Annotated in this window: 23 protein-coding genes, 1 tRNA gene and 1 pseudogene; 19 read left to right on the top strand and 6 right to left on the bottom strand. The window is 62.2% G+C overall.

Going from position 1 to position 26,512, the window contains the following annotated elements; translation table 11 throughout:
- Positions 1–104: 104 nt before the first annotated feature.
- Positions 105–197 (bottom strand) — tRNA-Ser (locus ABIB90_RS19165).
- A 517-nt stretch (positions 198–714) separates the two neighbouring features.
- On the opposite strand from ABIB90_RS19165, the gene ABIB90_RS19160 reads away from it, so the two are divergent.
- The 3 genes from ABIB90_RS19160 (at position 715) to ABIB90_RS19150 (ending at position 4,789) form a co-directional block, all read left to right on the top strand.
- Positions 715–1,965: an O-linked N-acetylglucosamine transferase, SPINDLY family protein gene (locus tag ABIB90_RS19160; protein WP_354201181.1), complete on the top strand. Its 1,251-nt coding sequence runs from the start codon at positions 715–717 to the stop codon at positions 1,963–1,965.
- 474 nt (positions 1,966–2,439) lie between these two features.
- Positions 2,440–4,005, top strand: coding sequence for a porin (locus ABIB90_RS19155; RefSeq protein ID WP_007603364.1), 1,566 nt, complete (start codon positions 2,440–2,442; stop codon positions 4,003–4,005).
- A gap of 232 nt (positions 4,006–4,237) precedes the next feature.
- Positions 4,238–4,789 carry a recombinase family protein gene (locus tag ABIB90_RS19150; protein WP_007603365.1) on the top strand — a complete coding sequence of 184 codons (552 nt, stop codon included), beginning with the start codon at positions 4,238–4,240 and terminating at the stop codon, positions 4,787–4,789.
- Between the two features lie 707 nt (positions 4,790–5,496).
- Here ABIB90_RS19150 and ABIB90_RS19145 read toward each other — a convergent pair.
- Complete coding sequence (locus tag ABIB90_RS19145) at positions 5,497–5,688, bottom strand: hypothetical protein (protein WP_354163934.1); 192 nt, start codon at positions 5,686–5,688, stop codon at positions 5,497–5,499.
- 46 nt (positions 5,689–5,734) lie between these two features.
- On the opposite strand from ABIB90_RS19145, the pseudogene ABIB90_RS19140 reads away from it, so the two are divergent.
- From ABIB90_RS19140 to ABIB90_RS19120, 5 genes and pseudogenes are all read left to right on the top strand, one after another.
- Positions 5,735–6,283: pseudogene (locus ABIB90_RS19140) on the top strand (porin); the annotation flags it as partial.
- 272 nt (positions 6,284–6,555) lie between these two features.
- On the top strand, positions 6,556–7,671 hold the full coding sequence (locus ABIB90_RS19135) for a SphA family protein (RefSeq protein WP_502916984.1): 1,116 nt from the start codon (positions 6,556–6,558) through the stop codon (positions 7,669–7,671).
- Positions 7,672–8,067: 396 nt separating this feature from the next.
- Positions 8,068–9,048, top strand: a complete 981-nt coding sequence (locus ABIB90_RS19130; RefSeq protein WP_502916988.1) for an HAD family hydrolase — start codon at positions 8,068–8,070, stop codon at positions 9,046–9,048.
- A gap of 43 nt (positions 9,049–9,091) precedes the next feature.
- Positions 9,092–10,078, top strand: coding sequence for a formylglycine-generating enzyme family protein (locus tag ABIB90_RS19125; RefSeq protein WP_007603374.1), 987 nt, complete (start codon positions 9,092–9,094; stop codon positions 10,076–10,078).
- A gap of 29 nt (positions 10,079–10,107) precedes the next feature.
- Positions 10,108–11,787 carry an arylsulfatase gene (locus ABIB90_RS19120; RefSeq protein WP_502916989.1) on the top strand — a complete coding sequence of 560 codons (1,680 nt, stop codon included), beginning with the start codon at positions 10,108–10,110 and terminating at the stop codon, positions 11,785–11,787.
- Between the two features lie 138 nt (positions 11,788–11,925).
- Here the strand turns inward: ABIB90_RS19120 and ABIB90_RS19115 are convergent, their stop codons facing one another.
- Together ABIB90_RS19115 and ABIB90_RS19110 are read right to left on the bottom strand one after the other, a co-directional pair.
- Positions 11,926–12,735, bottom strand: a complete 810-nt coding sequence (locus tag ABIB90_RS19115) for a YkgJ family cysteine cluster protein (protein WP_035994781.1) — start codon at positions 12,733–12,735, stop codon at positions 11,926–11,928.
- 79 nt (positions 12,736–12,814) lie between these two features.
- Positions 12,815–15,208 (bottom strand): transglycosylase SLT domain-containing protein, encoded by a 2,394-nt coding sequence (locus tag ABIB90_RS19110; RefSeq protein WP_354201183.1) that lies wholly within the window; start codon positions 15,206–15,208, stop codon positions 12,815–12,817.
- A gap of 294 nt (positions 15,209–15,502) precedes the next feature.
- On the opposite strand from ABIB90_RS19110, the gene dapA reads away from it, so the two are divergent.
- Genes dapA through ABIB90_RS19090 form a run of 4 tightly spaced genes read left to right on the top strand, consistent with a single transcriptional unit; the run spans position 15,503 to position 17,993 of the window.
- Positions 15,503–16,393 (top strand): 4-hydroxy-tetrahydrodipicolinate synthase, encoded by an 891-nt coding sequence (gene dapA / locus ABIB90_RS19105; protein ID WP_007603384.1) that lies wholly within the window; start codon positions 15,503–15,505, stop codon positions 16,391–16,393.
- Between the two features lie 25 nt (positions 16,394–16,418).
- A complete protein-coding gene (mscL, locus tag ABIB90_RS19100) occupies positions 16,419–16,862 on the top strand; it encodes a large conductance mechanosensitive channel protein MscL (RefSeq protein ID WP_354163939.1) in 444 nt (147 codons plus the stop codon).
- Positions 16,863–16,921: 59 nt separating this feature from the next.
- On the top strand, positions 16,922–17,395 hold the full coding sequence (smpB, locus tag ABIB90_RS19095; protein WP_027567292.1) for an SsrA-binding protein SmpB: 474 nt from the start codon (positions 16,922–16,924) through the stop codon (positions 17,393–17,395).
- Between the two features lie 4 nt (positions 17,396–17,399).
- On the top strand, positions 17,400–17,993 hold the full coding sequence (locus ABIB90_RS19090) for a peroxiredoxin (protein ID WP_354163941.1): 594 nt from the start codon (positions 17,400–17,402) through the stop codon (positions 17,991–17,993).
- On the opposite strand, the gene ABIB90_RS19085 is transcribed toward ABIB90_RS19090, so the two are convergent.
- On the bottom strand, positions 17,990–18,664 hold the full coding sequence (locus ABIB90_RS19085; protein ID WP_007603389.1) for a uracil-DNA glycosylase: 675 nt from the start codon (positions 18,662–18,664) through the stop codon (positions 17,990–17,992). The two genes, ABIB90_RS19090 and ABIB90_RS19085, sit on opposite strands and share 4 nt — an antisense overlap.
- Complete coding sequence (locus ABIB90_RS19080; protein ID WP_007603390.1) at positions 18,645–19,292, bottom strand: LabA-like NYN domain-containing protein; 648 nt, start codon at positions 19,290–19,292, stop codon at positions 18,645–18,647. Before ABIB90_RS19080 ends, ABIB90_RS19085 begins: the two co-directional genes overlap by 20 nt.
- A gap of 329 nt (positions 19,293–19,621) precedes the next feature.
- On the opposite strand from ABIB90_RS19080, the gene rpoZ reads away from it, so the two are divergent.
- The 7 genes from rpoZ (at position 19,622) to era (ending at position 26,500) form a co-directional block, all read left to right on the top strand.
- Complete coding sequence (gene rpoZ / locus ABIB90_RS19075) at positions 19,622–20,014, top strand: DNA-directed RNA polymerase subunit omega (RefSeq protein WP_007603391.1); 393 nt, start codon at positions 19,622–19,624, stop codon at positions 20,012–20,014.
- A gap of 209 nt (positions 20,015–20,223) precedes the next feature.
- Positions 20,224–22,509 (top strand): RelA/SpoT family protein, encoded by a 2,286-nt coding sequence (locus ABIB90_RS19070; protein WP_219684710.1) that lies wholly within the window; start codon positions 20,224–20,226, stop codon positions 22,507–22,509.
- A gap of 45 nt (positions 22,510–22,554) precedes the next feature.
- Complete coding sequence (locus ABIB90_RS19065; protein WP_007603393.1) at positions 22,555–23,307, top strand: pyridoxine 5'-phosphate synthase; 753 nt, start codon at positions 22,555–22,557, stop codon at positions 23,305–23,307.
- The gene (gene acpS / locus ABIB90_RS19060) at positions 23,304–23,723 is read left to right on the top strand and encodes a holo-ACP synthase (RefSeq protein WP_007603394.1); all 420 of its coding nucleotides are present in this window, start codon (positions 23,304–23,306) and stop codon (positions 23,721–23,723) included. Before ABIB90_RS19065 ends, acpS begins: the two co-directional genes overlap by 4 nt.
- A gap of 248 nt (positions 23,724–23,971) precedes the next feature.
- A complete protein-coding gene (gene lepB, locus ABIB90_RS19055; protein ID WP_007603395.1) occupies positions 23,972–24,736 on the top strand; it encodes a signal peptidase I in 765 nt (254 codons plus the stop codon).
- Positions 24,733–25,584, top strand: coding sequence for a ribonuclease III (rnc, locus tag ABIB90_RS19050; protein WP_354164308.1), 852 nt, complete (start codon positions 24,733–24,735; stop codon positions 25,582–25,584). The genes lepB and rnc overlap by 4 nt, the downstream gene beginning before the upstream one ends.
- Positions 25,574–26,500, top strand: a complete 927-nt coding sequence (gene era / locus ABIB90_RS19045; protein WP_354163946.1) for a GTPase Era — start codon at positions 25,574–25,576, stop codon at positions 26,498–26,500. Before rnc ends, era begins: the two co-directional genes overlap by 11 nt.
- The last annotated feature ends 12 nt before the right edge of the window (positions 26,501–26,512 follow it).

The raw sequence follows: 26,512 nt of genomic DNA, 5'->3' as shown, positions 1-26,512 counted from the left end.
GTAAACGACTTTGATACCCCTCGACAACCCGTTCGGCACGAGGTTGTCACCCATGTCTTAGGTACGACCTGTTACCTATGTCTCCGGTCTGGACAGCCGCGGGGTGGCGGAGAGGGAGGGATTCGAACCCTCGATACAGCTTGAGACCGTATGACGCTTTAGCAAAGCGTTGCCTTCAGCCACTCGGCCACCTCTCCGGTGCGAGCCTTATGCATCTAATTACTTGGGCTGGTCAATTTGGAAGCGTGTGTTTTTGCTCGAATATTCCCAGCGAATTCCGAAACCAAGCGGCGGGTGGGCTTGAGCGGGGGACAATTGCCTTTGTCACCGACCGATTCTCTCAAGTGATCGACCTGCAAGCGATTGATTTGGTTGAATCTTTCCGCGATTCGCCCCCAGCTATGGAGCGGTGATCGCTCTCCGATTGGCGACAGGGTCCCGTGTCAGGTTGCGGGACAGGCGCTCTTATTAGTTTAGTCGGGATAACTCGCTCGCCGGCCCAGGAGCCGCTCCGCCGCGCCAGGCGTCGCCGTAATCAGCGAAGGCCGGGCTGGAACGCTCGCTCATCCCTCGACGGCCGCGCGACGCCGCTATGGTCTCATCTTGCAATGTCGGGGCCGATGATATGATTGACCTGACGTCCCGAGGGAGGAATGGACTTGGCGGGTGACGGCAGCAATACGGCTCGGGAAGGCCAATAGCTCTCCCTTTGCTTTGCTGTCCCTGACGGATTCTCCCGATGATCAGCTCGGCTGCGCCAGGACCTGGGTCAGGGCAAAGCTCCCGCATGTCTCCAAAACGAGGTCAGGGGGTGAAGTCCGTCGCCACGACAAGATCCGGGTCGGATATGTTTCACCTGATTTTCGCAAGCATCCGGTCGGGTATCTCACTGCCGAGATCTTCGAGAATCACGATGCCGACCGCTTCGAGACCTACGCGTTTTCAATCGGTCCTGACGACAACAGCGATCTGCGCAGGCGGCTCGAAAAGTCATTTCATCGCTTTGTCGATTGCGAGCACAAGCTCGACCGTGAAGTCCTGAAAGCGATCGACGATGCGCAGATCGATATTCTTGTCGATCTTGCTGGCCATACGCACAATGCCAGGCTGTCGTTGTTTGCGTCCAGCCCGGCTCCGATCGTCGTCAACTATCTTGGCTTCGCGGGAACGCTGGGGAGCAGGGAGCTCTTCCACTACATCATTGCCGATCCAATCGTGCTGCCAGATCAAAACAGCCAGTTCTTCGACGAGAAGGTCGTTCGTCTGCCCGGCAGCTTCATGCCGCGTGATAATCACGTCGCGACGATCGACGATGCTGCGCCCAATCGGGCCGATCACGATTTGCGGCAGGAATGGACGGTGTTTTGCTGCTTCAACAACGCCTACAAGATCAATCCGGCTGTCTTTGGCTCCTGGATGAAGATCTTGAAGAGCGTGGATCAGTCGGTCTTGTGGCTGTCCGACGTGGGCGAGATCGCAAAATCGAATCTGCGGAAGGAGGCCAAGGGCCGGGGCGTCGACCCGGATCGACTGGTGTTTGCAAGGCGCGTTGCGTCTTCATCCGAACATCTGGCGCGCCATCGCCTCGCAGACCTCTTCCTCGACACGCTGCCCTACAACGCACATACGACGGCCAGCGATGCGTTGTGGGCCGGTCTGCCGGTGGTGACCCATATCGGGAATAGTTTCGCCGGCCGCGTGGCCGCGAGCTTGCTGAGCGCTGTCGGCCTACCTGAGCTGATCACAACAACGCCTGCGGATTATGAAGCGCTCGCGATCGAGCTGGCGCTCGATAAACAGAAGCTGGCGGATATTCGCGGACGGCTGCAAGGGAACCACCTGACCGCATCACTGTTTGGTGCGGCGCTCTACGCCAGGCGGCTCGAGACGGCTTACGAGGCTATGTATCAACGACATCAGGCCGGCTTGCCGCCGGATCATATCGACATTCAAGCGCGCGGATGAGGACGGCCGTCGCGGCCGCCTACTAATCAGGGCAGCCAGTTCCCGAGGGTTTGGTCCGTGCCGGGTCCCTGGTTGATTCCACGATTCGGACGCCTCTGCCCCACAACGGAGCATCTCCGCTCATGTGGGGCCCGTGCCGGAACTTTGGACGCCAAATGAAACCCATTGAAAAAATCCAGCAAATTCAAGGTGTTACAAGGTCGCTCTGATCACATCTGCGTGTTATTTGTGCAACACCCGTCGGAAAACACGCTGCATCGGCCGGTTCTGAAGCGTTCTGTTGTTGTGTGTGCAAGGGCGTTCGGTAATTGTGACTGAGCGACGGAGGGGGGCATCCCGAGGTCGTCCCGTCTTAGGTGGTTCGCTTAAGTAGACCATCGATACGAGGATGCGTTGATTTCCAACGTCTTTTCGCGGGTAGCTCAAACGGCTTTGTACGAGGAATTGTACGGGGCTTCAACTTGGAGGTTTAACATGAAGTTCAAGGGCCTTTTGCTCGGTTCCGCGGCAGCTTTGCTCGCCGTTGGTGGGGCACAAGCGGCTGATCTTCCCGTAAAGGCCAAAGCGGTCGAGTACGTGAAGATCTGTTCGCTCTACGGCGCGGGTTTCTACTACATCCCGGGCACCGACACCTGCATCAAGCTGGGTGGTTATCTGCGCGCTGAAGTCGCGCTGAACACGAACAGCGACATCAACTGGCAGACCACCGGTAACAACGGCGCGCGTAACCGCCTGACGAACTACTACACGGCGCGCGCTCGTGAAGACCTGAACATCGACACCCGCACCGCGACTGAATACGGCGTTGTCCGTACCTTCTTCGACGGCGTGTTCTCGTGGACGACCGGTAACTACAACGGCACCGGCAGCGCGACTGGCACGACCGCCTACAGCAGCACGCTGGCCCTCAACACCTCGGGTGCAGCGCCGGCCCTCGTTGGCTCGTCGATCAACCCGACCGACGGCGGCACCTCGGGCGGTTCGCTCGGCGTGTACTACGCCTTCATCCAGTTCGCTGGCTTCACGATGGGTAAGGCCGTGTCGCAGTTCGACGCGCCCTGGACCAACTATCCCGGCAACAACTTCGACGGTCTCGCCGGCGGTAGCGGCACGGTCACCGGTATCAACCAATTCAGCTACACTGCTGACTTCGGCCAGGGCGTCACGGCGGCGTTCTCGGCGGAAGATCCGACGGCTTACATGCAAGCCGGCAACCTCAACTTGAGCGGTGCGGCGGGCCTCGCCGGCGTGACTGGCGCCGCTTATGGTTCGAATGCCATCGGTGGCTCGCGTTCGCCGAACCTCGTGGGTATGGTCCGTGTCGACCAGGCTTGGGGTCTCTTCCAGGCGTCGGTGGCTGCGCATGACAACCACGTTGCCTACTACGGCGCGACCGAACCCACCGGTCATCCCGATGACAAGTGGGGTTGGGCGGTTCAGCTCGCTCTGTCGATCAAGAACATCCCGACCGGTGCGGGTGACGTGATCAACATCCAGGGCGTCTACACCGACGGTGCGACCCGCTACAACTTCCAGAACCTCGCGGGTAGCTCGTTCGCGCTTTACGGTAGCTCAAACGTTGCCTACGCCAGCGTGGGCGCGGCGAATGCTCCGGACACCGTGTTCGTCACGGGCGGTCAGCAGGAAACCATCAAGACTTGGGGCTTCCGTGGTGCGTACACCCATAACTGGGATGCGTACTGGAACACGGCGATCTACGGTTCGTACGCTCAGGCTCAGTTCGGCAGCGGTGCGAAGACCTTCCTCTGCGGACCCGCGGGCATCATCTCGGGTGTTGCCGGCGTGACGTCCTGCAATCCGGACTTTGCGCTTGGCACGGTGGGTCTCATCACCCGCTGGACGCCCGTCAAGAACCTGACGTTCTCGGCGGACGTCTCCTGGACCCGCCTTGACCAGAAGTATGCTGGCGTCGTGACCACCACGGCTATCAACGGCGTCGCGGCCAAGCCAATCGCGACCTATGAGCTGAGGGACCAAGACTCGGTCGTTATGCTCCTGCGCGCTCAGCGCAACTGGTAAGTTCGGTCTAACGACCTAACCTCCAAGAGCCCTCGGCAGGAAACTGCCGGGGGTTTTTTGCATTTGGCGCCTCAGGAGCAATAGCGGTCCGAGAGCTCGACAGCGGATCGTATGGGCCTACCCTCCCGAGACATTCACCTGAGACACAAATACCGTCTCAATAGGGTTGACATTTTAATTTCGAAACATCAATGTCTCATGGTCTAAAGCCCTAATGAGACAGGACTGGCGAATGACCATCATCGGGTACGCCCGCGTGAGCACCACCGATCAACACCTCGACCTCCAAGAGAACGCATTGCGCGCGGCAGGCTGCGACCTGATCCGCTCTGAGAAGCGCAGCGGCACCAGCACCGCTGGGCGGGAGGAGCTTCGCACCGTGCTCGATTTCCTTCGCGCTGGGGACGTGCTGATGGTGACGCGCATTGACCGCCTCGCGCGCAGCATCGGTGATCTTCAGGACATCGTGCGCACGGTGAAGGCCCGTGGGGGTTCCCTGCGAGCCACAGAGCAGCCCATCGATACGAGCACAGCGGCGGGGAAATGCTTCCTCGACATGCTCGGTGTATTCGCTGAGTTTGAGACCAACCTACGGCGCGAGCGCCAACTGGAAGGCATAGCGGACGCTAAGGCCCGTGGGGTCTACAAGGGTCGCAAGCCCTCGGTGGATGTTGCGAAGGTGAAGGCAATGCACGAGGAAGGCAAAGGGCCGTCAGCCATCGCGAAGGAGCTTGGCATAGGCCGTGCGTCGGTCTATCGCGCTCTGGAAGGCAAAGAGGGCTGAGCCCATGCGGAAGATCATCGGCTCCCTCGCTAGCGCTGCCGCCTAGCTAATCGGCAGCTAAGGGACTCCGGCTCCCGCTGGGGCCCTAGGCCATCGTTGCCGGGGCCCCGCCTTCAAAAAGCTCGGGCTAAAGCCCTTGGCCTGTGCTCGGCTGACATGAGCGGCGTGCTTTGCCAGAAGTACCGGGTCGGACCCAACAGGCCGGGGCTCAATGGGAACAGGCGCCCCGCAGGGGCACTCTGGCGCCGATGCCCCTAGGAGATTCAGCGGAGTCCTCTGGTGGGCGCTACAGCGAGCCGCCGGTCTTCCTGGGCATAGCGTCAAAGGCGCCCACGGGCTTCCTAGAGTCCCACAGGGGCATTTGCAGGGATGCCCCTTATCCACCCGAAGCTAGTACAGCGGCCTATTGCACATATACGGGCCGCTTGGCCCCAAACATTCGTTCCACGATATGGTAGGGTCCTGCGCTGGGGTAACAGGGGTAGATACACCATAGCCAATACCAGCAAATTATAGCTAGTAATAATAGATAGTTAGCTGAAGCCTATGTTGGCTGCATCAGAAGCCTGGCCTGCTTACACTTAGCTTTGGAACCACCCCGGTATGGGCGCGGAATTGGCGTGACAGGGTATCGGCGGCCAAGGCTTCCTTGCTGGCTTGGACAATCAAGCTGTCGTGGACCGGCATGCTGGGAACGCCCTTAGTCATCAGCTCTTGCATGGTGGCGATGATGATCGCTCTTCATTGATTAGCCCATTCATCCATGTCTTGGCCTTGTCGAAGCTGATGTTCCTGACATCGGGAAAATGTCGGTCAGCTTCCTTGAACACAGTGGTCCATCGGTAGACCGTGCCTTCAGCCGGCTGCACAGCTTTCGTCCAGGCCTCGAACAGCGCCATTGCTTTCACAGGGGGACTTCCGCTGACCTCTTGGAATTGAGGGAACACCGACGGTGCGACCCGCTACAACTTCCAGAACCTCGCGGGTAGCTCCTACACGATGTGGGGCGGCTCGAACGTTGCCTACGGCAGCCTCGGCATCGCCTCGGCTCCCGACACCGTGTACGTCACGGGCAGCCAGCAGGAAACGATCAAGACCTGGGGCTTCCGCGGTGCCTACACCCATAACTGGGATCCATACTGGAACACCGCGATCTACGGTGCCTACGCTCAGGCCCAGTTCGGCAGCTTGGCTAAGACCACGCTCTGCGGCGCTGGTGGTGCTGGTGGTGGCATCATCGGTGGTGGGTTTGCCGGCGTGACCTCGTGTAACCCGGACTTCGCGATCGGCCAGGTGGGTCTCATCACCCGCTGGACCCCGGTCAAGAACCTGACGTTCTCGGCTGACGTTGCCTGGACCCACCTCGACCAGAAGTACGCTGGCATCGTGACCCCGGCCGCTGTCGTGGCGATCCCCGCCAAGCCGGTCGCGACCTACGAGCTCAAGGATCAGGACTCGGTCGTTCTGCTCCTCCGCGCTCAGCGCAACTGGTAAGTACGGTCTAACGACCTAACAGAGAGCCCCGGCGGGAAACCGCCGGGGCTTTTGTTTTAGATGATGCTTGGTGGTGCGAGGGGGCTTGCTGTCTGCCAGAGGCTGCATGCGGATCGTCCGCTCGGCTCCGCCACATCCTTTTGCGCTATGGCTCTTTCGTCACACCATTCATCTGTTTTTCGGCCATTCGGTGATGGCTGAACTTGCCACTTGATTGAGCAGTCCATTGGCGTACAATTCTACTCACAGGCGACCAGTTTTGGAGCCACAATGTGACGGCGAGAACCGAGCTTGCTGCTGCGAAAAGCGAGCGCTCAATCCCAGCACATCGACGCAGAGTTGTTTCTGCAGCCTTCCTGACGTCGACTCTATTGCTTTCTGCTCAGGCTGCCTTTGCCGACGAAAACGGCATCAGTTTCTGGGTCCCCGGCCTCTTTGGAAGCCTCGCGGCCACCCCGCAGCAGCCGGGTTGGTCACTGGCAAACATCTACTACCACACCTCCATATCCGCCGGCGCCGACGTCGCGCGGGCGCGTGAATTCACACTCGGCAGGATTCCGGCCAACCTTACCGTCAACGCAAATCTGAATTTGCATGTCAACGCCACCGGCGATCTTGGCTTTGTGCTCCCGAGCTATGTATTTGCGACGCCGGTGCTCGGCGGCCAGGCGTCAGTGTCTCTCCTGGCAGCCTATGGCGTCGTCGGCACCAGCCTCGCGGGGACCTTGTCAGGCGTGGCCACGGTGCCGCCGTTCGGCAGCGTTCCGTTCGCGCGGTCCGACGCCATCAGCGACACCACTTGGGGCTTTGGGGATCTGGCGCCGATGTTCCAATTGAAATGGAACGCTGGCGTCCACAACTACATGACCTATGTCACCGGTGACATCCCGGCTGGCGCTTACCAGTCCGATCGCTTGTCGAATATAGGCATTGGGCACGGCGCGATTGATGCCGGCGGTGGCTACACCTATTTCAATCCGCAGACCGGCCACGAATTCTCCAGCGTGCTCGGCTTCACCTACAATTTCAAAAATACTGCCACGCAGTATCAGAACGGCGTCGACATGCACTTCGACTGGGGCGCATCGCAATTCCTGTCGAAGCAGGTCATGGTTGGCCTTGTGGGCTATGTCTACAAGGGGCTCGGCTGTGACAGCGGTTCAGGTGACCGTGTCGGCTGCTTCCAGTCCCAGGTGGTTGGCATCGGCCCGCAAATCGGTTTCTTATTTCCGGTTGGCGACATGCAGGGCTATCTGAATTTCAAGGCCTATGGAGAATTCGCTGCCGAAAACCGGCCATCGGGCTGGAATACCTGGGTCACCTTCTCCATCTCGCCGCCCGCGCCCGGAGCGCCTCCGACAACAAAGCCGATCGTCAGAAAATATTAGGATCACCCGCGGGTTTACCGGCTCTCGAATAGCGATCGCGTGCAAAGACTTAGCAATGGGCACGCGACAGACGGCCCTCGTTGTCTCGCCGGGCGCGATTGGGATCATGATCCGGCACCTTCGCCTACGGCGACCATCGTTTGATCTAAATCAAACCCGGAAGTATGCCGCTCCGTTTCTGTAGGCCTTACCATCAAAGAACCGACTAACCGAAACTGGATGCGTCGCACATGCTCGTATCAAGCTGGTCGCGGTTTCAAACCAATCTCGGCAGAACGAGATTCTTCTCGCTCCGAATGGTCGTGCCTTTCTAAGCCGTTTGCAGAGCAGTTGGAGACGCGTGTGAAGTCAATCAGTGAATCTTTTCCGCTGGATCGGCGCGCCATTCTTACTTCGCTGGCTGTGCTTCCGCTGCTTTCCGCCTCGTTGCACTCGAGATCGGCGCTGGCACAAGCTCAGCGCGATCCGTTGCCTTCCTGGAATGACGGTTCGGCGAAGACATCTATCGTCGACTTCGTTAGGCGCGTCACGGACCAGGGCGGTCCATTTTTCGTGCCGCCCCAACAGCGGATCGCAACCTTCGACAATGACGGCACGCTGTGGATCGAACAACCGATGTATGTGCAGCTTGCCTTTGTGCTCGATCGCGTGAAAGGCATGGCTCCGATGCACCCGGAATGGAAGGGCAAACAGCCCTTCGCGGCGGTGCTGGATGGCGACCTGAATGCACTCGCTGCTTCCGGCGAAAAGGGCGTTGCCGAACTTGTCGCGGTCACCCACGCCGGTATGTCCACGGCAGAGTTTGAGACGATCGTTACGGACTGGCTTGTCACGGCGCGCGACAGACGCTTCAAACGACCTTACACCGAGTTGGTGTATCAGCCGATGTTGGAATTGCTCGCCTACCTTAGGGCGAACGGTTTCAAGACTGTCATCGTTTCAGGCGGCGGTGTTGAGTTCATGCGGCCATGGACGGATGCCATCTACGGCATCCCTCCAGAGCAGGTGGTCGGATCTTCGATCAAGACCCGGTTTGAGATGCGCGACAGTATCCCGGTCCTGTTCCGGCTGCCTGAGGTCAATTTCATTGACGACAAGGCCGGCAAGCCGATCGGAATCAATGAACATATCGGCCGCCGCCCCATCGCCGCATTTGGCAACTCGGATGGAGACCTTGAAATGCTCCAATGGGCGACGCTCGCCCCCGGCGCGCGGTTCGGGTTGCTCGTCCACCATACCGATTCCGAGCGCGAATATGCGTACGACCGCCAATCCCACTTCGGGAAATTGGACACGGCCCTCGACGCCGCAGCGGTGAATCGATGGACGGTGGTCGACATGAAGAATGACTGGAAGCGGATCTTCGCCTTTGACTAAGGATGAGATCCATTGGAGATCCGTGAAGCCGGGGCGTGATGCAATGAATTTCACAGGAGCGAAATCCTTCTCCGGGCAAACGGCTGAGGGGACGGCGGACCGGGAGATGGTCTATATCCCCGGCGGGACCTTTCGGATGGGATCCGAGCAACACTATCCAGAGGAGGCGCCGGTCCACCGCGTCACAGTGGACGGATTTTGGATAGACCGAACGCCAATCACCAATCGCCAATTCCGCGATTTCGTCAACGCCACTGGTTACGTCACATTCGCGGAACTGATACCCGACGCGAAGGACTATCCCGGCGCGCTACCGCGCATGCTCAAGGCCGGATCCCTCGTCTTTACACCGCCGCAGCAGGCTGTGGACCTGCGCAATTGGGGCGAATGGTGGACGTTCAAGTTTGGCGCCAACTGGCGTCGTCCCTATGGGCCACACAGTAACTTGCGCGGGCTCGAGAACCATCCCGTCGTGCACGTCGCCTACCGAGATGTCGAAGCCTATGCGAAATGGGCCGGCAAGGAATTACCGACCGAGGCTGAATGGGAGTTCGCTTCGCGTGGAGGACTGGACGGTGCCGAATTCGCCTGGGGGCACGAACTCGAACCCGGCGGCCAACATATGGCGAACATTTGGCAGGGTAATTTCCCCCACGAGAATCTCGCGACCGACGGGTTCGAGCGCACCTCGCCGGTCACAGCTTTCTCGACCAACGGTTACGAGTTGTATGACATGATCGGCAATGTCTGGGAATGGACCTCTGATTGGTACTCGCCGATGCACGAGGCCGATGCGCCGAAGGCGTGCTGCATTCCGCAAAACCCGCGGGGTGGACTTGAAAATGCGAGCTACGATCCCCGAAATCCGAAGATCAGAATTCCGCGCAAGGTGCTTAAGGGCGGCTCGCATCTTTGCGCGCCTAACTATTGCCGCCGCTACCGTCCGGCCGCGCGTCATGCCGAGCCGATCGACACCTCAGCAAGCCATGTCGGCTTCAGGTGCATCACCAGGAAGAGGATCGCGTCATGAGTAACGATAGGATTCCGAAAAAGCCTGAGATGAGCGCGGGACCAAACGGCGGAATGAAACGCCGCGATCTCTTGTTGAGTGGTAGTTCTCTTGCCGCCGCGTCGGCGCTTTCGGCCATCGGATTGACGAGCCCTGCACAAGCGCAGCAACCAGCCGCGGCGCCGGCGCCCGCTGCGCCCGGGCAACGGCCGAACATCGTCGTCATCATGGGTGACGACATCGGCATCTGGAATATCGGCGCCTACCACCGCGGGATGATGGCCGGGCGGACGCCAAACCTCGACAAGATCGCCGCCGAAGGCATGCTGTTCACCGATTACTATGCCGAGGCGAGTTGCACGGCGGGCCGCGCCAACTTCATCACCGGCGAGCTGCCGATCCGCACCGGCATGACCACAGTCGGCCAGGCCGGCGCTCCCACCGGCTTGCCGGCGGAGGCCGTGACCATTGCTGCGGCGCTGAAAGGTATGGGCTACGCCACCGGCCAGTTCGGCAAGAACCACCTTGGCGACAAAAACGAGTTTCTACCGACGGTGCATGGCTTCGACGAGTTCTTTGGCTACCTGTATCACCTCGACGCGATGGAAGATCCGGCCCACCCCGCTTATCCGCAGGAGCTGTTGAACACAGTCGGTCCGCGCAACATGGTCCACTCGTGGGCGACCAATGTGGACGACGCCACCGTGGATCCGCGCTGGGGCAAGGTCGGCAAGCAGAGGATCGAGGACGCCGGAACGCTCTATCCCAAGCGGATGGAAACCGTGGACGATGAAATCCGCGATCTCGCGCTCAATTTCATCGACAGGGCCAAGGCCGACAACAAGCCATTCTTCCTGTGGCTCAATCCGACCCGCATGCACATCGTTACGCACCTGTCGCCGAAGTACCAGGCGATGCGCAACTCCAAGAATGGTTGGTCCATCCATGAAGCCGGCATGGCGCAGCTCGACGACGACGTTGGCATCGTGATGCAGAAGCTGAAGGATATGGGCGTCGATGACAACACCATCGTGGTATTCACGACCGACAACGGCACCGAGGTCTTCACCTGGCCCGATGGCGGACAGACGCCATTCGCGCAGAGCAAAGGCACGATCATGGAGGGCGGCTTCCGCGCGCCGGCGATGATCCGCTGGCCGGGCAAGGTGCCGGCCGGCAAGGTCGAGAACGGCATCATGTCCGGACTGGACTGGTTCCCGACCTTCCTGGCCGCTGCAGGCAATCCCAACATCGTCGACGAGCTAAAAAAGGGTAAACACATCGGTGACCGCACCTACAAGTGCCATCTGGATGGTTACAACCAGCTGGACATGATCACTGGCAAGGGGCCGTCAAATCGGCACGAAATCTTTTATTTCGGCGAAAGCGAGCTGGGGGCCGTGCGCATCGACGACTACAAGTATCGTTTCATCGACCAGCCCGGAGGCTGGCTGGGTGATAAAAGCAAGGTTGACGTGCCCTATTTGACCAACCTTCGCCTCGATCCTTTCGAGCGCACCGGCTGGCCCGATAGCGGGACCAAATACGGGGCCCAGCAATACTTCGACTGGTTCAAATACGAATTCTGGCGCTTTGTCTTTGTCCAGCAGCAGGTTGAGAAGCTGGCGATGACGGCGATCGAATTTCCGCCCATGCAGAAGGGCGCGAGCTTCAATCTCGATGCCGTGAAGGCGAAGATCGCAGCCGCGCAAGCTGCAATCGCCAAGTAGCGTAGCTTCCAGCCTCAAGACGTCGTCCCGAACTCCCGGGGCGGCGTCTTTCGCGCGTGCCCGCCGCCACGTTTCGATCGCGACCGGCGCGCATCGAGCGGCATACGGCGAATTACTCCGCGTGGACCGCGTGGGAGTTCAGGCGTGATTCGACCAGCGCAGAAGAGCCGACCGATAGGGCGGGTAGGGGTCGTCATCCAGTTCGTCGGGAATCGCGCAGGAGCCGAATTCCTGTCTGATCCGCTCGATCTCGGCGATGCGCTCGTGCAGCCGCTGCAAATGCTCCTGCGATTTCGCCCGCCAGAACCGGAAAGTGTCGGCCGTAAGCGGCAGGAACGCTGTTCCGAACAGCGTCGGTTCGGGAACGATGGTCCGTCCCAGCAGCAGGAACTTATCGGCACCGGACACAACGAGGGTCGCGTAACCGCGGTTTCCGATTCTCTTGATGCCGTTCAGCGACCATTCGGCGAGCTTGCTGAAATAAGGCTCCTCGCGCCAGCGATCGGGGCAATGGTCATCGACGGTGACGTTGACCGCATCCTGGCTGAAATGCACGATGATGCCCGATTTCGCTGGAAACCAGTCGTCGTCGAGGTGACCTTGCAACCAGGCGCAGACAAAGGACCGGCACATCTGCGGACGGCGGTCGTAGATGGTGCATCCCGTGCCCGTCTGCCAATGCCTGCACAGCTGGTTCACGGGCTTGTCGACGGCGGCCACCTCGAGGATATCGCAGCAGGCATTGCACGATCCGCACTGCCGGGCTGCCTTCGGCAGACTGGTCGACCTAAACCCCTGGCCGTCTCGAACCAGGAGCTGCTGCTTCTCTAGGGCATTCAACGCACGTTCGATTTTGAGACGAGATAGTCCGGTGGCGTCGATCACGCCCTTCATCGTCGTCGCGCCTGCCTGTACCGCACGGACGACGCTCAACATTGTCTGATCCATTTTCGTCTCTTATTATTGCGCGCCCTATCTGCGCTGCATGCGTGGATGCTTTGTCACCGGAGTCGTTAGGGACACGCAGTTATTCCACGCTACCGGTGCCGCGGCGCAAATCGGCCTCGATTTGCAACCGCGTGCCGCCGCCGAAGCGGGCGCGGTAGACCTGAAGGTTCTCCATGATCCGCTGCACGTAATTGCGTGTCTCGGAGAACGGGATCAGTTCGACCCAGTCGACGGCATCGACCTTGGGGTCGCGCGGATCGCCGTAGCGATCGATCCATTTCTTCACACTGCCGCGGCCGGCATTGTAGGCGGCAAAGGTCATGATGTAGGAGCCGCGATAGTCCTCGAGCAGCCCACCGAGCTCGGCCGAGCCGAGTGTGGCGTTGTAGGCCGAATCGTTCTTCAGACGCCCCAGATCGTAGGTCCCGCCGTGGCGCTTGCAGACATAGCGCGCGGCGTCCGGCGTCACCTGCATCAGCCCATAGGCCTGCGCCGGCGAGACGACCGAGGGATTGAAGGCGCTCTCCTGCCGCGCGATGGCGTAGATGATGCTGCGCTCGACCTCGGGGCCAATCGGCGTGAACTGCGGAATGCCGTTGACGGGATAGGCATAGAAATCGAACGGCAGCCCGCGATTGAGCGCGGCCTTGCCGAGCAGTAGCATGCCGCGCGCGTCGTTGTGGCGCTGGGTGAGCTCGCCGAGGCCGGCTAGCGCTTCGGGATCGCCGTTCTCGCCCATGTCGGCGAGCATCGGTATCGCCATCTCGCGCTCGTCGAGCTCGTAGAGCAGCTGCGCGGCGCGCACGATCTCCAGCCGTTCGGCACCGCGGCTGCGCGGCTGAGCGTTGAGCTCGATCTGCGGCAGGCCGAGCTTGGCACGTGCGAGCTGGCCGTAATAGCTGGTGGATTGCTCGGCGGCCCGCGCGTAGGCGTTGCGCGCCTCCTGCTGGCGGCCTGCAGCTTCGGCGGCGCGGCCCTGCCAATAGCCGGCGCGCGCCAGCGTGGTCGGATTGACGCTGCCGATCCCGATGCGGGCAAAATGCTGAGTCGCGGCCGCGGGATCGTTGAGGAAGCGCAGCGCGATCCAGCCGGCGGTGAACTCCTGCTCGGTCTTGTAGATGTCGCGCGAGGGCAGGGCGGCATCGCGCGCGATCAGATAGGCGCTGCGGAATTCCTCGGTGTCGATCATCTTGCGCGCCAGGAGGCGCCGCTCGATCCACCATTCGTCGAGATTGTAGAGACGGCCCGGATCCTTCGGTGCCGACAGCATGAGCTGGGCGGCTTCCGCAAATTTCTCCTCGCGGCGCAGCAGCTGGATCTTGCTGAAGATGAAGCCGGGATCGCCGTGCAGCTCGCGCGGCACGGCTTCGAGCAACGCACGTGCGTTCGGGGCTTTCTTGAGGGAGGCGATTCGGGCCTTGGCGAGTGCGACATAGCCGGCCCCGAGGCGCTTCGCGGCACGCAATGCAGCCTCGTTCTCGCTGCCATAGAGCAGCGTGTCCATCCGCGCCTTTTGATCGCCGGGCGTCAGCAGCGCGCCGAACTGGTCGAGTGCGTTGTTCTCGGTCTCTTCCGACATCGGGTCGCTGCGCCAGGCGTCGCGCACCAGACGTTCGGCGTTGGCGCGGTCGCCGCGCGCCAGCATTGCCTTGGCAAGCGTGAAGCGGCCCTTGGCGGACACGGGGGATTCGTTCTCGAACCACGACCACGCGACCTGGTCGTCACGCCTGTCGTCCCACATCGCGGCCTCCAGGCGCCGGCGCAGGAAGGTCTGCGACGGCCAGCTCGGATTGGCGGAGAGGAAGGCGCGGTAGCGCTCCACAGTTGCGCCATTGTCCTCGCTGCGAAGGATGATCCATTCCGCGAGCTTTCGCGCCACGGGATCCGAGATCGTGGCCGCGGCATTGGTCGCGTCGCCCGCCTTGCGCTTGCGCACAAGCTCGATCACGGCCTCCAGCGTGTCCTTGTCGGCTTGCGACGTCGAGGAGGTCGCGGCAACCGCAGCCGGTGTGACCGGCTTGCGCGGGGCGGCATGCTGGCGGGTCGCCGGAGCCAGGACAGGAGCCGCGACGGGCTTGGCGGGGGCCGGAGCGGTGGGTCTGACGGTGGCCGTCGCAGCCGGCGCGGGTGCGGTTTTCGGGACAGAGCCGCCAGCGGTCGGCGTTGACTTTGGCGCGGCAGCCGCAGGCTTCAGCTTGTCCTTCGCAGGTTCCTTGCCTGCGTTCTTGCCAGCATCCCTGCCAGGCTTCTTCGCGGCATCCTTGGCGGGGGGACTGGTCGCGCCCTTGCTTGCGCCCTTACTTGCCCCCTTGGCGGCGTCCTTCGAAGGTTCCTTGCCGGTTCCCTTGGACGCGCCCTTCGCAGTGTCCTTGGCGGCTGGCTTGGCTGCGGGTTTCGCGGTTTCCTTGGCGGTCTCCGCGGTTGTCTCATTGGATTTGGCCCAGGCGGCGCAGCCCGCGGACAGCCCTGCCATCAGGCACACGATCAGACCGGTGGATCGCCATGCGGCGCGCGGAAAGGAGATCACGGCGTTTCGTCGCCCCGAATCAGTCAATTGGCTCAAGACCTAGCTGTACAAGATCTGGCTGTATTTGATTGAATATGCGGACAAAATACCAACAGCCGCTTACCTTCGCCGGGTTTGCACCACCACCGCGGCAAAATCGCGGCCTAAACCCGTGCGTCACACGGAAGCGGGTCTTTTACCGGCGGGATAGACCCGATATGAATGCGGCTCGCTCGAGATCGCCGCGTACGGAGGAAGTCCATGGCAGCCAAAACAAAATTCCGGGGATCGTTCACCGCCTTGGTCACGCCGTTCAAGAACGGCTCGCTGGACGAGGCCGCGTTTCGCTCCCTGGTCAACTGGCAGATTTCAGAGGGCACCAACGGCCTGGTCCCGGTCGGCACCACCGGCGAGAGCCCGACGCTGAGCCATGACGAGCACAAGAAGGTCGTCGAATGGTGCATCGAGGAAGCGAAAGGCCGCGTGCCTGTGGTCGCCGGCGCCGGCTCCAACTCGACCAAGGAGGCGATCGAGCTCGCCCAGCACGCCGAGAAGGCGGGCGCGAACGCGGTTCTGGTCGTGACGCCCTACTACAACAAGCCGACCCAGGAAGGCATGTACCAGCACTTCAAGGCGATCAACGACGCGATCGGGATTCCGATCATCATCTACAACATCCCGCCGCGCTCGGTGATCGACATGTCGGTCGACACCATGGCGCGGCTGTGGGAGCTGAAGAACATCGCCGGGGTCAAGGACGCCACCGCCAGCATGGTCCGCGTCTCGCAGCAGCGCGCGGCGATGGGCGAGGATTTCAACCAGCTCTCGGGCGAGGATGCGACCATCCTCGGTTACATGGCGCATGGCGGCCATGGCTGCATCTCGGTGACCTCGAACGTCGCGCCGCGGCTGTGCTCGGAGTTCCAGGCCGCCTGGGCGAAGGGCGACCATGCCACCGCGCTGAAGCTGCACGACAAGCTGATGCCGCTGCACAACAACCTCTTCATCGAGAGCAATCCGGCGCCGATCAAGTACGCGCTGTCGCTGCTCGGCAAGCTGGACGAGACGCTGCGGCTGCCGATGGTGCCGGTCACCGAGCCGACCCGCGTTGCGGTGCGAAGCGCGATGGTTCATGCCGGCCTCATCAACTGACGCGCTAGCCGATCGGGGAGCTTTCATGGCGATCGACGAAAGAGGCACGCGGATGCTCAGGGAGTTCCGCGAGTTCGCCATGAAGGGCAACGTCGTCGATCTCGCGGTCGGCGTCATCATCGGCGCGGCCTTCGGCGCCATCGTGACATCGCTGGTCGGCGACGTGATCATGCCGATCATCGGTGCGGCCACCGGCGGTCTAGACTTCTCGAACTACTTCACGCCGCTTTCGAGCAAGGTCACCGCCGCAAATCTCGCGGACGCGAAAAAGCAGGGCGCCGTCTTGGCTTGGGGCAACTTCCTCACGCTGACGATCAACTTCATCATCATTGCCTTCGTGCTGTTCCTGGTGATCCGTGCCATGAACAAGTTGAAGCGCAAGGACGAGGCCGAGCCTGCCGCTCCGGCAAAGCCGTCGGCCGAGGTCGAGCTGCTGACCGAGATCCGCGATCTCCTCAAGAAGTCTTGACGCGCGGGCTTCATCCAAACTGTTAGCGTCCTCGCGCATCTCGATCAGGTTTGTCTTCCATGGCCGACAAGAACGAACGTCCGATCAAAGTCATGGCGGAAAACCGCAAGGCCCGCTTCAACTATGCGATCGAGGATACGATCGAGGTCGGCATTGCGTTGACCGGCACCGAGGTCAAGTCGATCCGCAGCGGCAAGAGCACGATCGCGGAATCCTACGCCGATTCCAAGGACGGCGAGATCTGGCTGATCAACGCGACCATTCCGGAATATCTCCAGGGCAACCGCTTCAATCACGAGCCCAAGCGGCCGCGAAAACTGCTGCTGCATCGCAAGCAGATCAACAAGCTGATGGGCGCGGTCGACCGCGAAGGCATGACGCTGATCCCGCTCAAGCTTTACTTCAACGAGCGGGGTCGCGCCAAATTGCAGCTCGCGGTTGCAAAGGGCAAGAAGCTGCACGACAAGCGCGAGTCCGAGAAGAAGCGCGACTGGAGCCGGGAGAAGGGCCGCCTGATGCGGGCGAGGGGATAGCGGGATGACTCAGAGAAACCTGCTCGAGGTCGATTGGACCCGGATTCCCGCACCCGCGGATGACGGGAGCGCCGCGCACCTGAAAGGCATGACGCTGCCGCCGGTCAGCCTGCTCGCCACCGACGACACGTCAGTCGCGCTGTCGGCACTGCGTGGCCGGACCGTGGTGTTCGCCTATCCGCGCACCGGCGAGCCCGGCAAGATCGCGCTGGTCGACGATTGGGACATGATCCCGGGCGCGCGCGGCTGCACGCCGCAGACTTGCGCGTTTCGCGATCTGTTTGCCGAGCTGAAGGCCGCCGGTGCCGCGCAGGTGTACGGTCTCTCGACGCAAAGCAACGCGTACCAGACCGAGATGGCCTCGCGGCTGCATCTGCCGTTCCCGGTGCTCTCGGACGAGAAGCTGGCGCTTACGCGCGCCCTGAATTTGCCGATCATGGAGCTCGCGGGCCTCACGCTGATCAAGCGCCTCGCGCTGATCGTCGACGACGCCAGGATCATGCATGTGTTCTATCCGGTGTTTCCGCCCGACCGGAACGCCGGCGATGTCCTGGACTGGCTGAAGGCCAACCCGGCCAAGGGCTCGTCTAAGGATTAATCGAGGTCGCTCTTCACCTTCGCGAACACGGAGCGGAACATGTCCGGCGTCAGCACGCGGGTGTTCGTGTTGTAGCGGGAGCAGTGATAGCTGTCGTAGAGCCTGAAAGCGCCGGCCTGATGCACGGCGCCGTGGCCGAAGGGGGCTTGCGATCCCTTCAGGTTCAGCGGCTTGAGCACGGTGTCGTGCGCAATACGCCCGAGGGCGACGATCGCGCGCAGGTTCGGCATCGTTGCGAGATTAGCCGCGAGGAACTGCCGGCAGGTGTTGATCTCGACCGGCAGCGGCTTGTTCTGCGGCGGCACGCAATGCACCGCATTGGCGATCCGACAGTCGACCAGCTTCAGGCCGTCGTCGGGACGCGCCTGATATTGGCCCTTGGCGAAGCCGTATTCGAGCAGCGTGGCGTAGAGCAGGTCGCCGGCATAATCGCCGGTGAAGGGACGGCCGGTGCGGTTGGCGCCCTGCATCCCCGGCGCAAGGCCGACGATCAGGAGGCGCGCCTTGATGTCGCCGAAAGGCGCAACCGGTGCATTGTGCCACAATGGCTCGCGCGCGCGGTTCGCCTCGCGAAAGGCGACCAGGCGCGGACAGAGCGGACAGTCACGGTCGGGGACGAGGCTGAGAGGCTGGCGGCTTGACCGGGCCGCCTCACTCCTCGAAGTCGTCATCGCCCCTCGCCGGCGCCATCGTGGTTGCGCGCTGGAGGAACTGCGGAGCGTGGTGGCGCGCCTCGCGGTCGCCGCGGTCACGCGGGGCGGGGCGTTCGGACGGGTCGCGGCCGAGCTTGGACTGCAGCTCGACGAGGTCGGTGAAGACGTCGGCCTGGCGGCGCAGCTCGTCGGCGATCATCGGCGGCTGGCTGGCGATCGTGGAAATCACGGTGACCCGCACGCCGCGGCGCTGAACGGCCTCGACCAGGGAGCGGAAGTCGCCGTCACCCGAGAACAGCACCATCTGGTCGATGTGCTCGGCGAGCTCCATGGCGTTCACGGCGAGCTCGATGTCCATGTTGCCCTTGACCTTGCGGCGGCCGGAGGCGTCGATGAACTCCTTGGTCGCCTTGGTGACGACCGTGTAGCCGTTGTAGTCGAGCCAGTCGATCAGCGGCCGGATCGAGGAGTACTCCTGATCCTCGATGATCGCGGTGTAGTAGAACGCCCTAAGCAGCGTCCCGCGGCTCTGAAACTCCTTCAGCAGGCGCTTGTAATCGATGTCGAAGCCCAGAGTTTTCGCCGTCGCGTAGAGATTGGCTCCATCGATGAAGAGCGCGATCTTGTCGGTAGAGGAAGGTGACATTCAGTTTGCTCGCGTAGAGTTCGTGATTGATCGTTTTTTGTTGGCGCGGCGACAGCAAGCCGCGCACTTCTAAAGTCCCGCCGAAACCCGTCGAAACCGCAAATCCGGAGAAGTCGGTGCAATCAAGGTATAGTTATGGCCAACTCGCACACTCCCGGCGCCGCCGTCGCCGGCAGCCCGGGAAACCACCCATCCCAGCCCCAATGTGGGGGTAGCAGAGCCGTTTGGCGAGGCCAAATCACAAATTGGCCTTGCGAAACCCTCCCGGCACCTATAACTACCGGCATTCATCCACATATTTCGTCCCACCCACAACGGAGCGACAGTCGATGGCTCGCGTCACCGTAGAAGATTGTATCGACAAGGTCGACAACCGGTTTGACCTGGTCCTGCTGGCCGCCCACCGTGCCCGCATGATTTCGTCTGGTTCACAACTAACGGTTGATCGCGATAACGACAAGAACCCTGTTGTGTCTTTGCGCGAAATTGCTGAGACCACCATTTCGCCGGAGGACCTCCGCGAGGAGCTGGTGCACTCGTTGCAGAAGTTCGTCGAGGTCGACGAGCCCGAGCCGGACACTGTGCCGCTGATCGGTTCCGCCGGTGCAAGCGTGGATGCAGACGATACCGAAGTCGCGGTTGAGCGCATGACGGAAGAAGAGCTCCTGAAGGGTCTCGAAGGCCTCGCACCGCCCGAGGAGCAGCCCGAGGAGGACGAGTAAATCGTCCCGTCGCGCTCATCGACTTCTTTGTGATCTGATCAAAGGCCCGAACCGTTGTTCGGGCCTTTGCTTTTGTTTGCGTTTTCGTGGTTACCATAGCGTCGTCGGTTAGCGCCTGTCCCTGTCACTGAATTGATCGGACACGCGCGCGATCGGAGCTAAGATGTATACAACGGGCTCTGTCGTGGTCCGTTTGAAGGCAGGACGGCATGGTATATCGACGCCGCACACCAACGCAGATGCAGGCCGCAACCGAATCGGTTGCTGTGGCCCCGACTGCGCCGGTGGCGCGCCCGGCGAAGCCTCGCGCACGCATGATGCGTCAATATGATCTCGTCGAGCGCGTCAGGTCCTACAATCCCAACACCGACGAAGATCTGCTGAACCGCGCCTATGTTTACGCCATGAAGGCGCATGGCTCGCAGACCCGCGCCTCGGGCGACCCGTACTTCTCCCATCCGCTCGAAGTGGCGGCGATTCTCACCGACCTGAAGCTCGACGACGCCACCATCGTGGCTGCGCTGCTCCACGACACGATCGAGGACACCGAAGCGACGCGGGCCGAGATCGACCAGATCTTCGGGCCCGAGATCGGCGCGCTGGTCGAGGGCCTGACCAAGCTGAAGCGGCTGGAACTGGTATCGCGGGAGGCCAAGCAGGCCGAGAATCTGCGCAAATTGTTGCTGGCCATTGCCGACGATGTCCGCGTGCTCCTGGTGAAGCTCGCCGATCGCCTGCACAACATGCGCACGCTGGACTTCGTGCCGACGGAATCGCGACGGCGCATTGCCGAGGAGACGCTCGACATCTATGCGCCGCTGGCCGGACGCATGGGCATGCAGGAGATGCGCGAGGAGCTGGAGGACCTGTCGTTCCGGACCCTCGACCCGGAAGCCTATTCGGTGGTGATGCAGCGGCTCGATGCGCTGGCCGAGCGCAACCGCAATCTGATCGGCGAAATCGAGGACCAGCTCTCCAACAATCTGCGCCACCGGGGCCTGGGGGCGCGGGTCTATGGCCGCCGGAAGAAGCCATTCTCGATCTGGACCAAGATGGAGCGCAAGTCGGTCGGCTTCGAGCAATTGTCCGACATCTTCGGTTTCCGCGTCGTCGTCAACGACATCGAGGCCTGCTACCGCGCGCTCGGCATCGTCCACACCAACTGGCCGGTCGTGCCCGGCCGGTTCAAGGACTACATCTCGACGCCGAAGCAGAACGACTACCGCTCGATCCACACCACCGTGATCGGCCCCGGCAACCAGCGCGTCGAGTTGCAGATCCGCACCGAGGCGATGGACCAAATCGCCGAGCGCGGCATCGCCGCGCACGTGTTCTACAAGGAAGGCGTGGGCTCGCCGACCGAATTCCTCAAGCGCGAGTCCAATGCGTTCGCCTGGTTGCGCCACACCATCGGCATTCTCTCGGAGAGCGCCAACCCCGAGGAATTCCTCGAGCACACCAAGCTCGAGCTGTTCCACGACCAGGTGTTCTGCTTCACCCCGAAGGGCAAGCTGATCGCGCTGCCGCGCCATGCCAACGTGATCGACTTCGCTTATGCCGTACACACCGACGTCGGCAACAGCGCAGTGGGCTGCAAGATCAACGGCCAGTTTGCGCCGCTGTCCTCGGAGCTCCAGAACGGCGACGAGGTCGAGGTGCTGACCTCGGAAGCGCAAGCGGCGCCGCCGTCGGCCTGGGAAACGCTCGCGGTCACCGGCAAGGCACGCGCTGCGATCCGCCGCGCCACCAGGACTGCGGTGCGCGATCAATATGTCGGTCTCGGCCGGCGCATCGTCGAGCGCCTGTTCGAGCGCGCCAAGATCGAATACGCCGACGACAAGCTCAAGGGCGCGCTGCCGCGACTGGCACGAACCTCGATCGAGGACGTCATGGCGGCTGTGGGACGCGGCGAGATCAAGGCCTCCCACGTCGCGCGTGCGATGTATCCCGACTACAAGGAGGAGCGCATCGCGCGCTACGGCGTCAAGAAGGGGCTTGCCGGCAAGCTCAAGGAGAAGTCGTCCGAACCGCCGCGCAGCCCGGTCGCGATCCCGATCCGCGGCATCAATTCCGACCTGCCGGTGAAGTTCGCGCCGAACGGCGGCGCAGTGCCCGGTGACCGCATCGTCGGCATCGTCACGCCGGGCGAGGGCATCACCATCTACCCGATCCAGGCGCCGGCCCTGAAGGATTTCGAGGAAGAGCCGGAGCGTTGGCTCGACGTGCGCTGGGACATCGAGGACTCCGCGCCGCAGCGCTTTCCGGCCCGTATCAAGGTCGAGAACGTCAACGAGCCCGGCGCGCTGGCGCAGATCGCGACCGTGATCGCCGAGCACGACGGCAACATCGACAATATCAGCATGCAGCGCCGCTCACCGGACTTCACGGAGACGACGATCGATCTCGAAGTCTACGATCTCAAGCATTTGAGCGCGATCCTGGCCCAGCTGCGCGCGAAGGCGGTCGTCGCCCGCGCCGAACGTGTTAATGGATAGACGCCTTCCGTCCCGGTCTGTCCCTATGATTCCGTGAGTCCTGAAATGCCTGCACCTCCGCTCCGCCTCGGCGTCAATGTCGATCATGTCGCGACCCTGCGTAACGCGCGCGGCGGCCGTAATCCCGATCCGGTGCGCGCGGCGCTGCTGGCGATCGAGGCCGGCGCCGACGGCATCACCGCTCATTTGCGCGAGGATCGCCGGCACATCCGCGACGAGGACATGGCGCGGCTGAAAGCCGAGATCTCCAAGCCGCTCAATTTCGAGATGGCGGCCACCGACGACATGATGCGCATTTCGCTCGCCACCAGGCCGCACGCGGTGTGCCTCGTGCCGGAGCGGCGCCAGGAGGTGACGACCGAAGGCGGGCTCGACGTCGTCGGACAGCACAATGCGCTGGCGCCTTGTATCGCGCGGCTGAACGATGCCGGCATCCGGGTGTCGCTGTTCATCGCGGCCGATCCCGCCCAGATCGAGATGGCGGCGCGGCTGCGCGCGCCCGTGATCGAGATCCACACCGGCGCCTGGTGCGACGCCGTCGTCGACGGTCACGCCGACAAGGCCGAGGCCGAATGGCGGCGAATCGTGGCAGGGGCGAAGCTGGCGAACGAAGCGGGGCTGGAGGTTCACGCCGGACACGGGCTGGACTACGCGACGGCGGAGACGATCGCCGGCTTGCCTGAGATCATGGAGCTCAACATCGGCTACTACATGATCGGCGAAGCCCTGTTCGTCGGTCTCGCCGAGACGGTGCGCAGCATGCGCGCGGCGATGGACCGCGGCCGGAGCCGGGCATGATCATCGGCATCGGCTCCGACCTGATCGACATCACCCGTGTCGGCAAGGTGATCGACCGCCATGGCGAGCGCTTCCTCGACCGCATCTTCACCGCGGCCGAGCGGGCCAAGGCGGAACGGCGCGCCAAGAACGAGAAGATGGTGGTGGCAACCTACGCCAAACGCTTCGCCGCCAAGGAGGCCTGTTCCAAGGCGCTCGGCACCGGCATCAGGCGCGGCGTCTGGTGGCGCGACATGGGGGTGGTCAACCTGCCGGGAGGGCGGCCAACCATGCAATTGACGGGCGGGGCGCTGGCCCGGCTCCAGGCCCTGACGCCGGAGGGGTTCGCGGCGCAGATCGACCTGTCGATCACCGATGACTGGCCGTTGGCACAGGCCTTCGTCATCATTTCCGCCGTGCCGCTGGACAAACCCTGATTGGGCACCGATCATTTTATAATTCGCATTCAAAATCAAATGCTTATGCAGTTTTGATGCGATCCTTGATTGCGTGGCCTCCGACAACCGTCTAAAAGTCCGCGGACGCAAATCAGGCTGGGCGAATTCGGCTTTACGCCGGAATTGGCCCTCATTATCAGAATCAGGACAATCTCCTTGGGCCGCGAGCGATGGGCTGTTCGCGGGAGGAGGGCGCGCTGTGACCGCCCGCCGGAATTGAGAGAGCAATGAGCGTGACTTCAGGAACGAAAACTGAGAGCGGCGTCGGCGAAACGATCCGGGTCGTGATCCACGCTCTCCTGATCGCGCTGGTGATCCGCACCTTCCTGTTTCAGCCGTTCAACATCCCATCCGGCTCGATGAAGGCCACGTTGCTGGTCGGCGACTATCTGTTCGTCTCGAAATATTCCTACGGCTACAGCCACTATTCGATCCCGTTCTCACCGCCGCTGTTCTCGGGGCGGATCTGGGGCTCGGACCCGAACCGCGGCGACATCGTCGTATTCCGCCTGCCGAAGGACGATTCCACCGACTACATCAAGCGCGTGATCGGCCTGCCCGGCGACCGCATCCAGATGCGGGACGGGCTGCTCTACATCAACGACACGCCGGTCGAGCGGCAGCGCATGAGCGAATTTGTCGGCGAGGACCCCTGCGGCGCCGAAGGCAGCGGCGTCTCCCGGGTGAAGCGCTGGAAGGAAACGCTGCCGAACGGCGTGTCCTACGAAACGCTGGACTGCGCCGACAACGGCTACGTCGACAACACCAACGTCTACACCGTGCCGACCGGCCACTTCTTCATGATGGGCGACAACCGCGACAACTCCACCGACAGCCGCTTTCTCGGCCAGGTCGGCTACGTGCCGCAGGAGAATTTGATCGGGCGCGCCCAGATGATCTTCTTCTCGATCGCCGAAGGCGAGCATGCATGGATGTTCTGGCGCTGGCCGTGGGCGGTGCGCTGGAATCGCTTCTTCAAAATCGTCCGATGAAAGACGAAGCCAAGGACATCGCGACCCTGCCGACCGAGGCGCAAGCGGGCCCCGACGGCGAAGCTGCGACCAAGAGCCTTGAGGGCAAGACGCCTGAAAACAAGACGCCTGCAAAGAAGAAGCGGGTGCGGAGCAGCAAGGCCAGGGGCTTGGATGCGAATGCGGGGCTCGAGGCGCGCATCGGCTACAGCTTTGCCGATCCGAACCTTTTGATGCAAGGCATCACGCATGTCTCCGCGTTGAAGTCCGGGCGCAAGCGCGGTGACAGCTATCAGCGGCTGGAATTCCTCGGCGACCACGTGCTCGGGCTCGTCGTCTCCGACATGCTCTATCACGCCTTCCCGAACGCCGACGAAGGCGAGATGTCCAAGCGACTTGCCGAACTGGTGCGCAAGGAGAGCTGCGCCGATGTCGCCAAGTCGCTCGGTCTGCTCGACGACATCAAGCTCGGCTCGGTCGGCTCCAGCGCCGACGCGCGCCTGCGCAAGAGCGTGCTCGGCGATATCTGCGAGGCCGTGATCGGCGCCGTCTTCCTCGACGGCGGCTACGCGGCGGCGGCCGACTTCGTCAAGCGCAACTGGACCGAGCGCATGCACAAGCCGCGGCGTCCGTTGCGCGATCCCAAGACCGTTCTCCAGGAATGGGCGCAGGGCAAGGGATTGCCGACGCCTGTTTATCGCGAGGTCGAGCGCACCGGCCCGCATCATGATCCGCAATTCCGCGTCGCGGTCGATCTTCCGGGACTCGCTCCGGCGGAAGGCATCGGCGGCAGCAAGCGCGCGGCAGAGAAAGTGGCAGCTTCAGTGATGATCGAACGTGAAGGCGTTGGCGGCGGCAATGACGGTTGAAGCAAGCGGCGAGGCGCCCACTGCTACGCGCTGCGGTTTCGTCGCGCTGATCGGCGCGCCCAACGTCGGCAAATCCACGCTGGTCAATGCGCTGGTCGGGGCCAAGGTCACGATCGTCTCGCGCAAGGTGCAGACCACGCGCGCGCTGATCCGCGGCATCGTGATCGAGAACAACGCGCAGATCATCCTGGTCGATACGCCCGGCATCTTCCTGCCCAAGCGCCGGCTCGACCGCGCCATGGTCTCGACCGCCTGGAGCGGCGCGCATGACGCCGACCTCGTGTGCGTGCTGCTGGATGCCAAGGCCGGCATCGACGAGGAAGCCGAGGCGATCCTCACCAAGGTCGCCAGCGTCAAGCACGAGAAGATTTTGGTCATCAACAAGGTCGACCTGGTCCAGCGCGAGAAGCTGCTGGCGCTGGCGCAGGCCGCCAACGAGCGCATGGCCTTCGCACAGACGTTTATGATCGCGGCGATCTCCGGCGACGGTGTCGACGACCTCAGGCATACACTGGCCGAGATCGTGCCGCCGGGGCCGTTCCTCTATCCCGAAGACCAGATGTCGGACGCGCCGATGCGGCAGCTTGCGGCCGAGATCACCCGCGAGAAGATCTTTCGCAAGCTGCACCAGGAATTGCCCTACCAGTCCACCGTCGAGACCGACAAGTGGGAGGAGCGCAAGGACAAGTCGGTGCGCATCGAGCAGACGATCTTCGTCGAGCGCGAAAGCCAGCGCAAGATCGTGCTCGGCGCGGGCGGCGCCACCATCAAGTCGATCGGCGCGGACTCGCGCAAGGAGATCGGCGAGATCCTGGGCGTGCCGGTGCACCTGTTCCTGTTCGTCAAGGTGCGCGAGAACTGGAGCGACGATCCCGATCGCTACCGCGAGATGGGCCTGGAATTTCCCAAAGAATAACCAAGAAAAGAT

It is taken from the genome of Bradyrhizobium sp. JR4.1 (genome assembly GCF_040548605.1).
GTDB classification, from domain to species: Bacteria; Pseudomonadota; Alphaproteobacteria; order Rhizobiales; family Xanthobacteraceae; genus Bradyrhizobium; species Bradyrhizobium canariense.
This window is presented reverse-complemented; position numbering and strand designations above follow the sequence as displayed.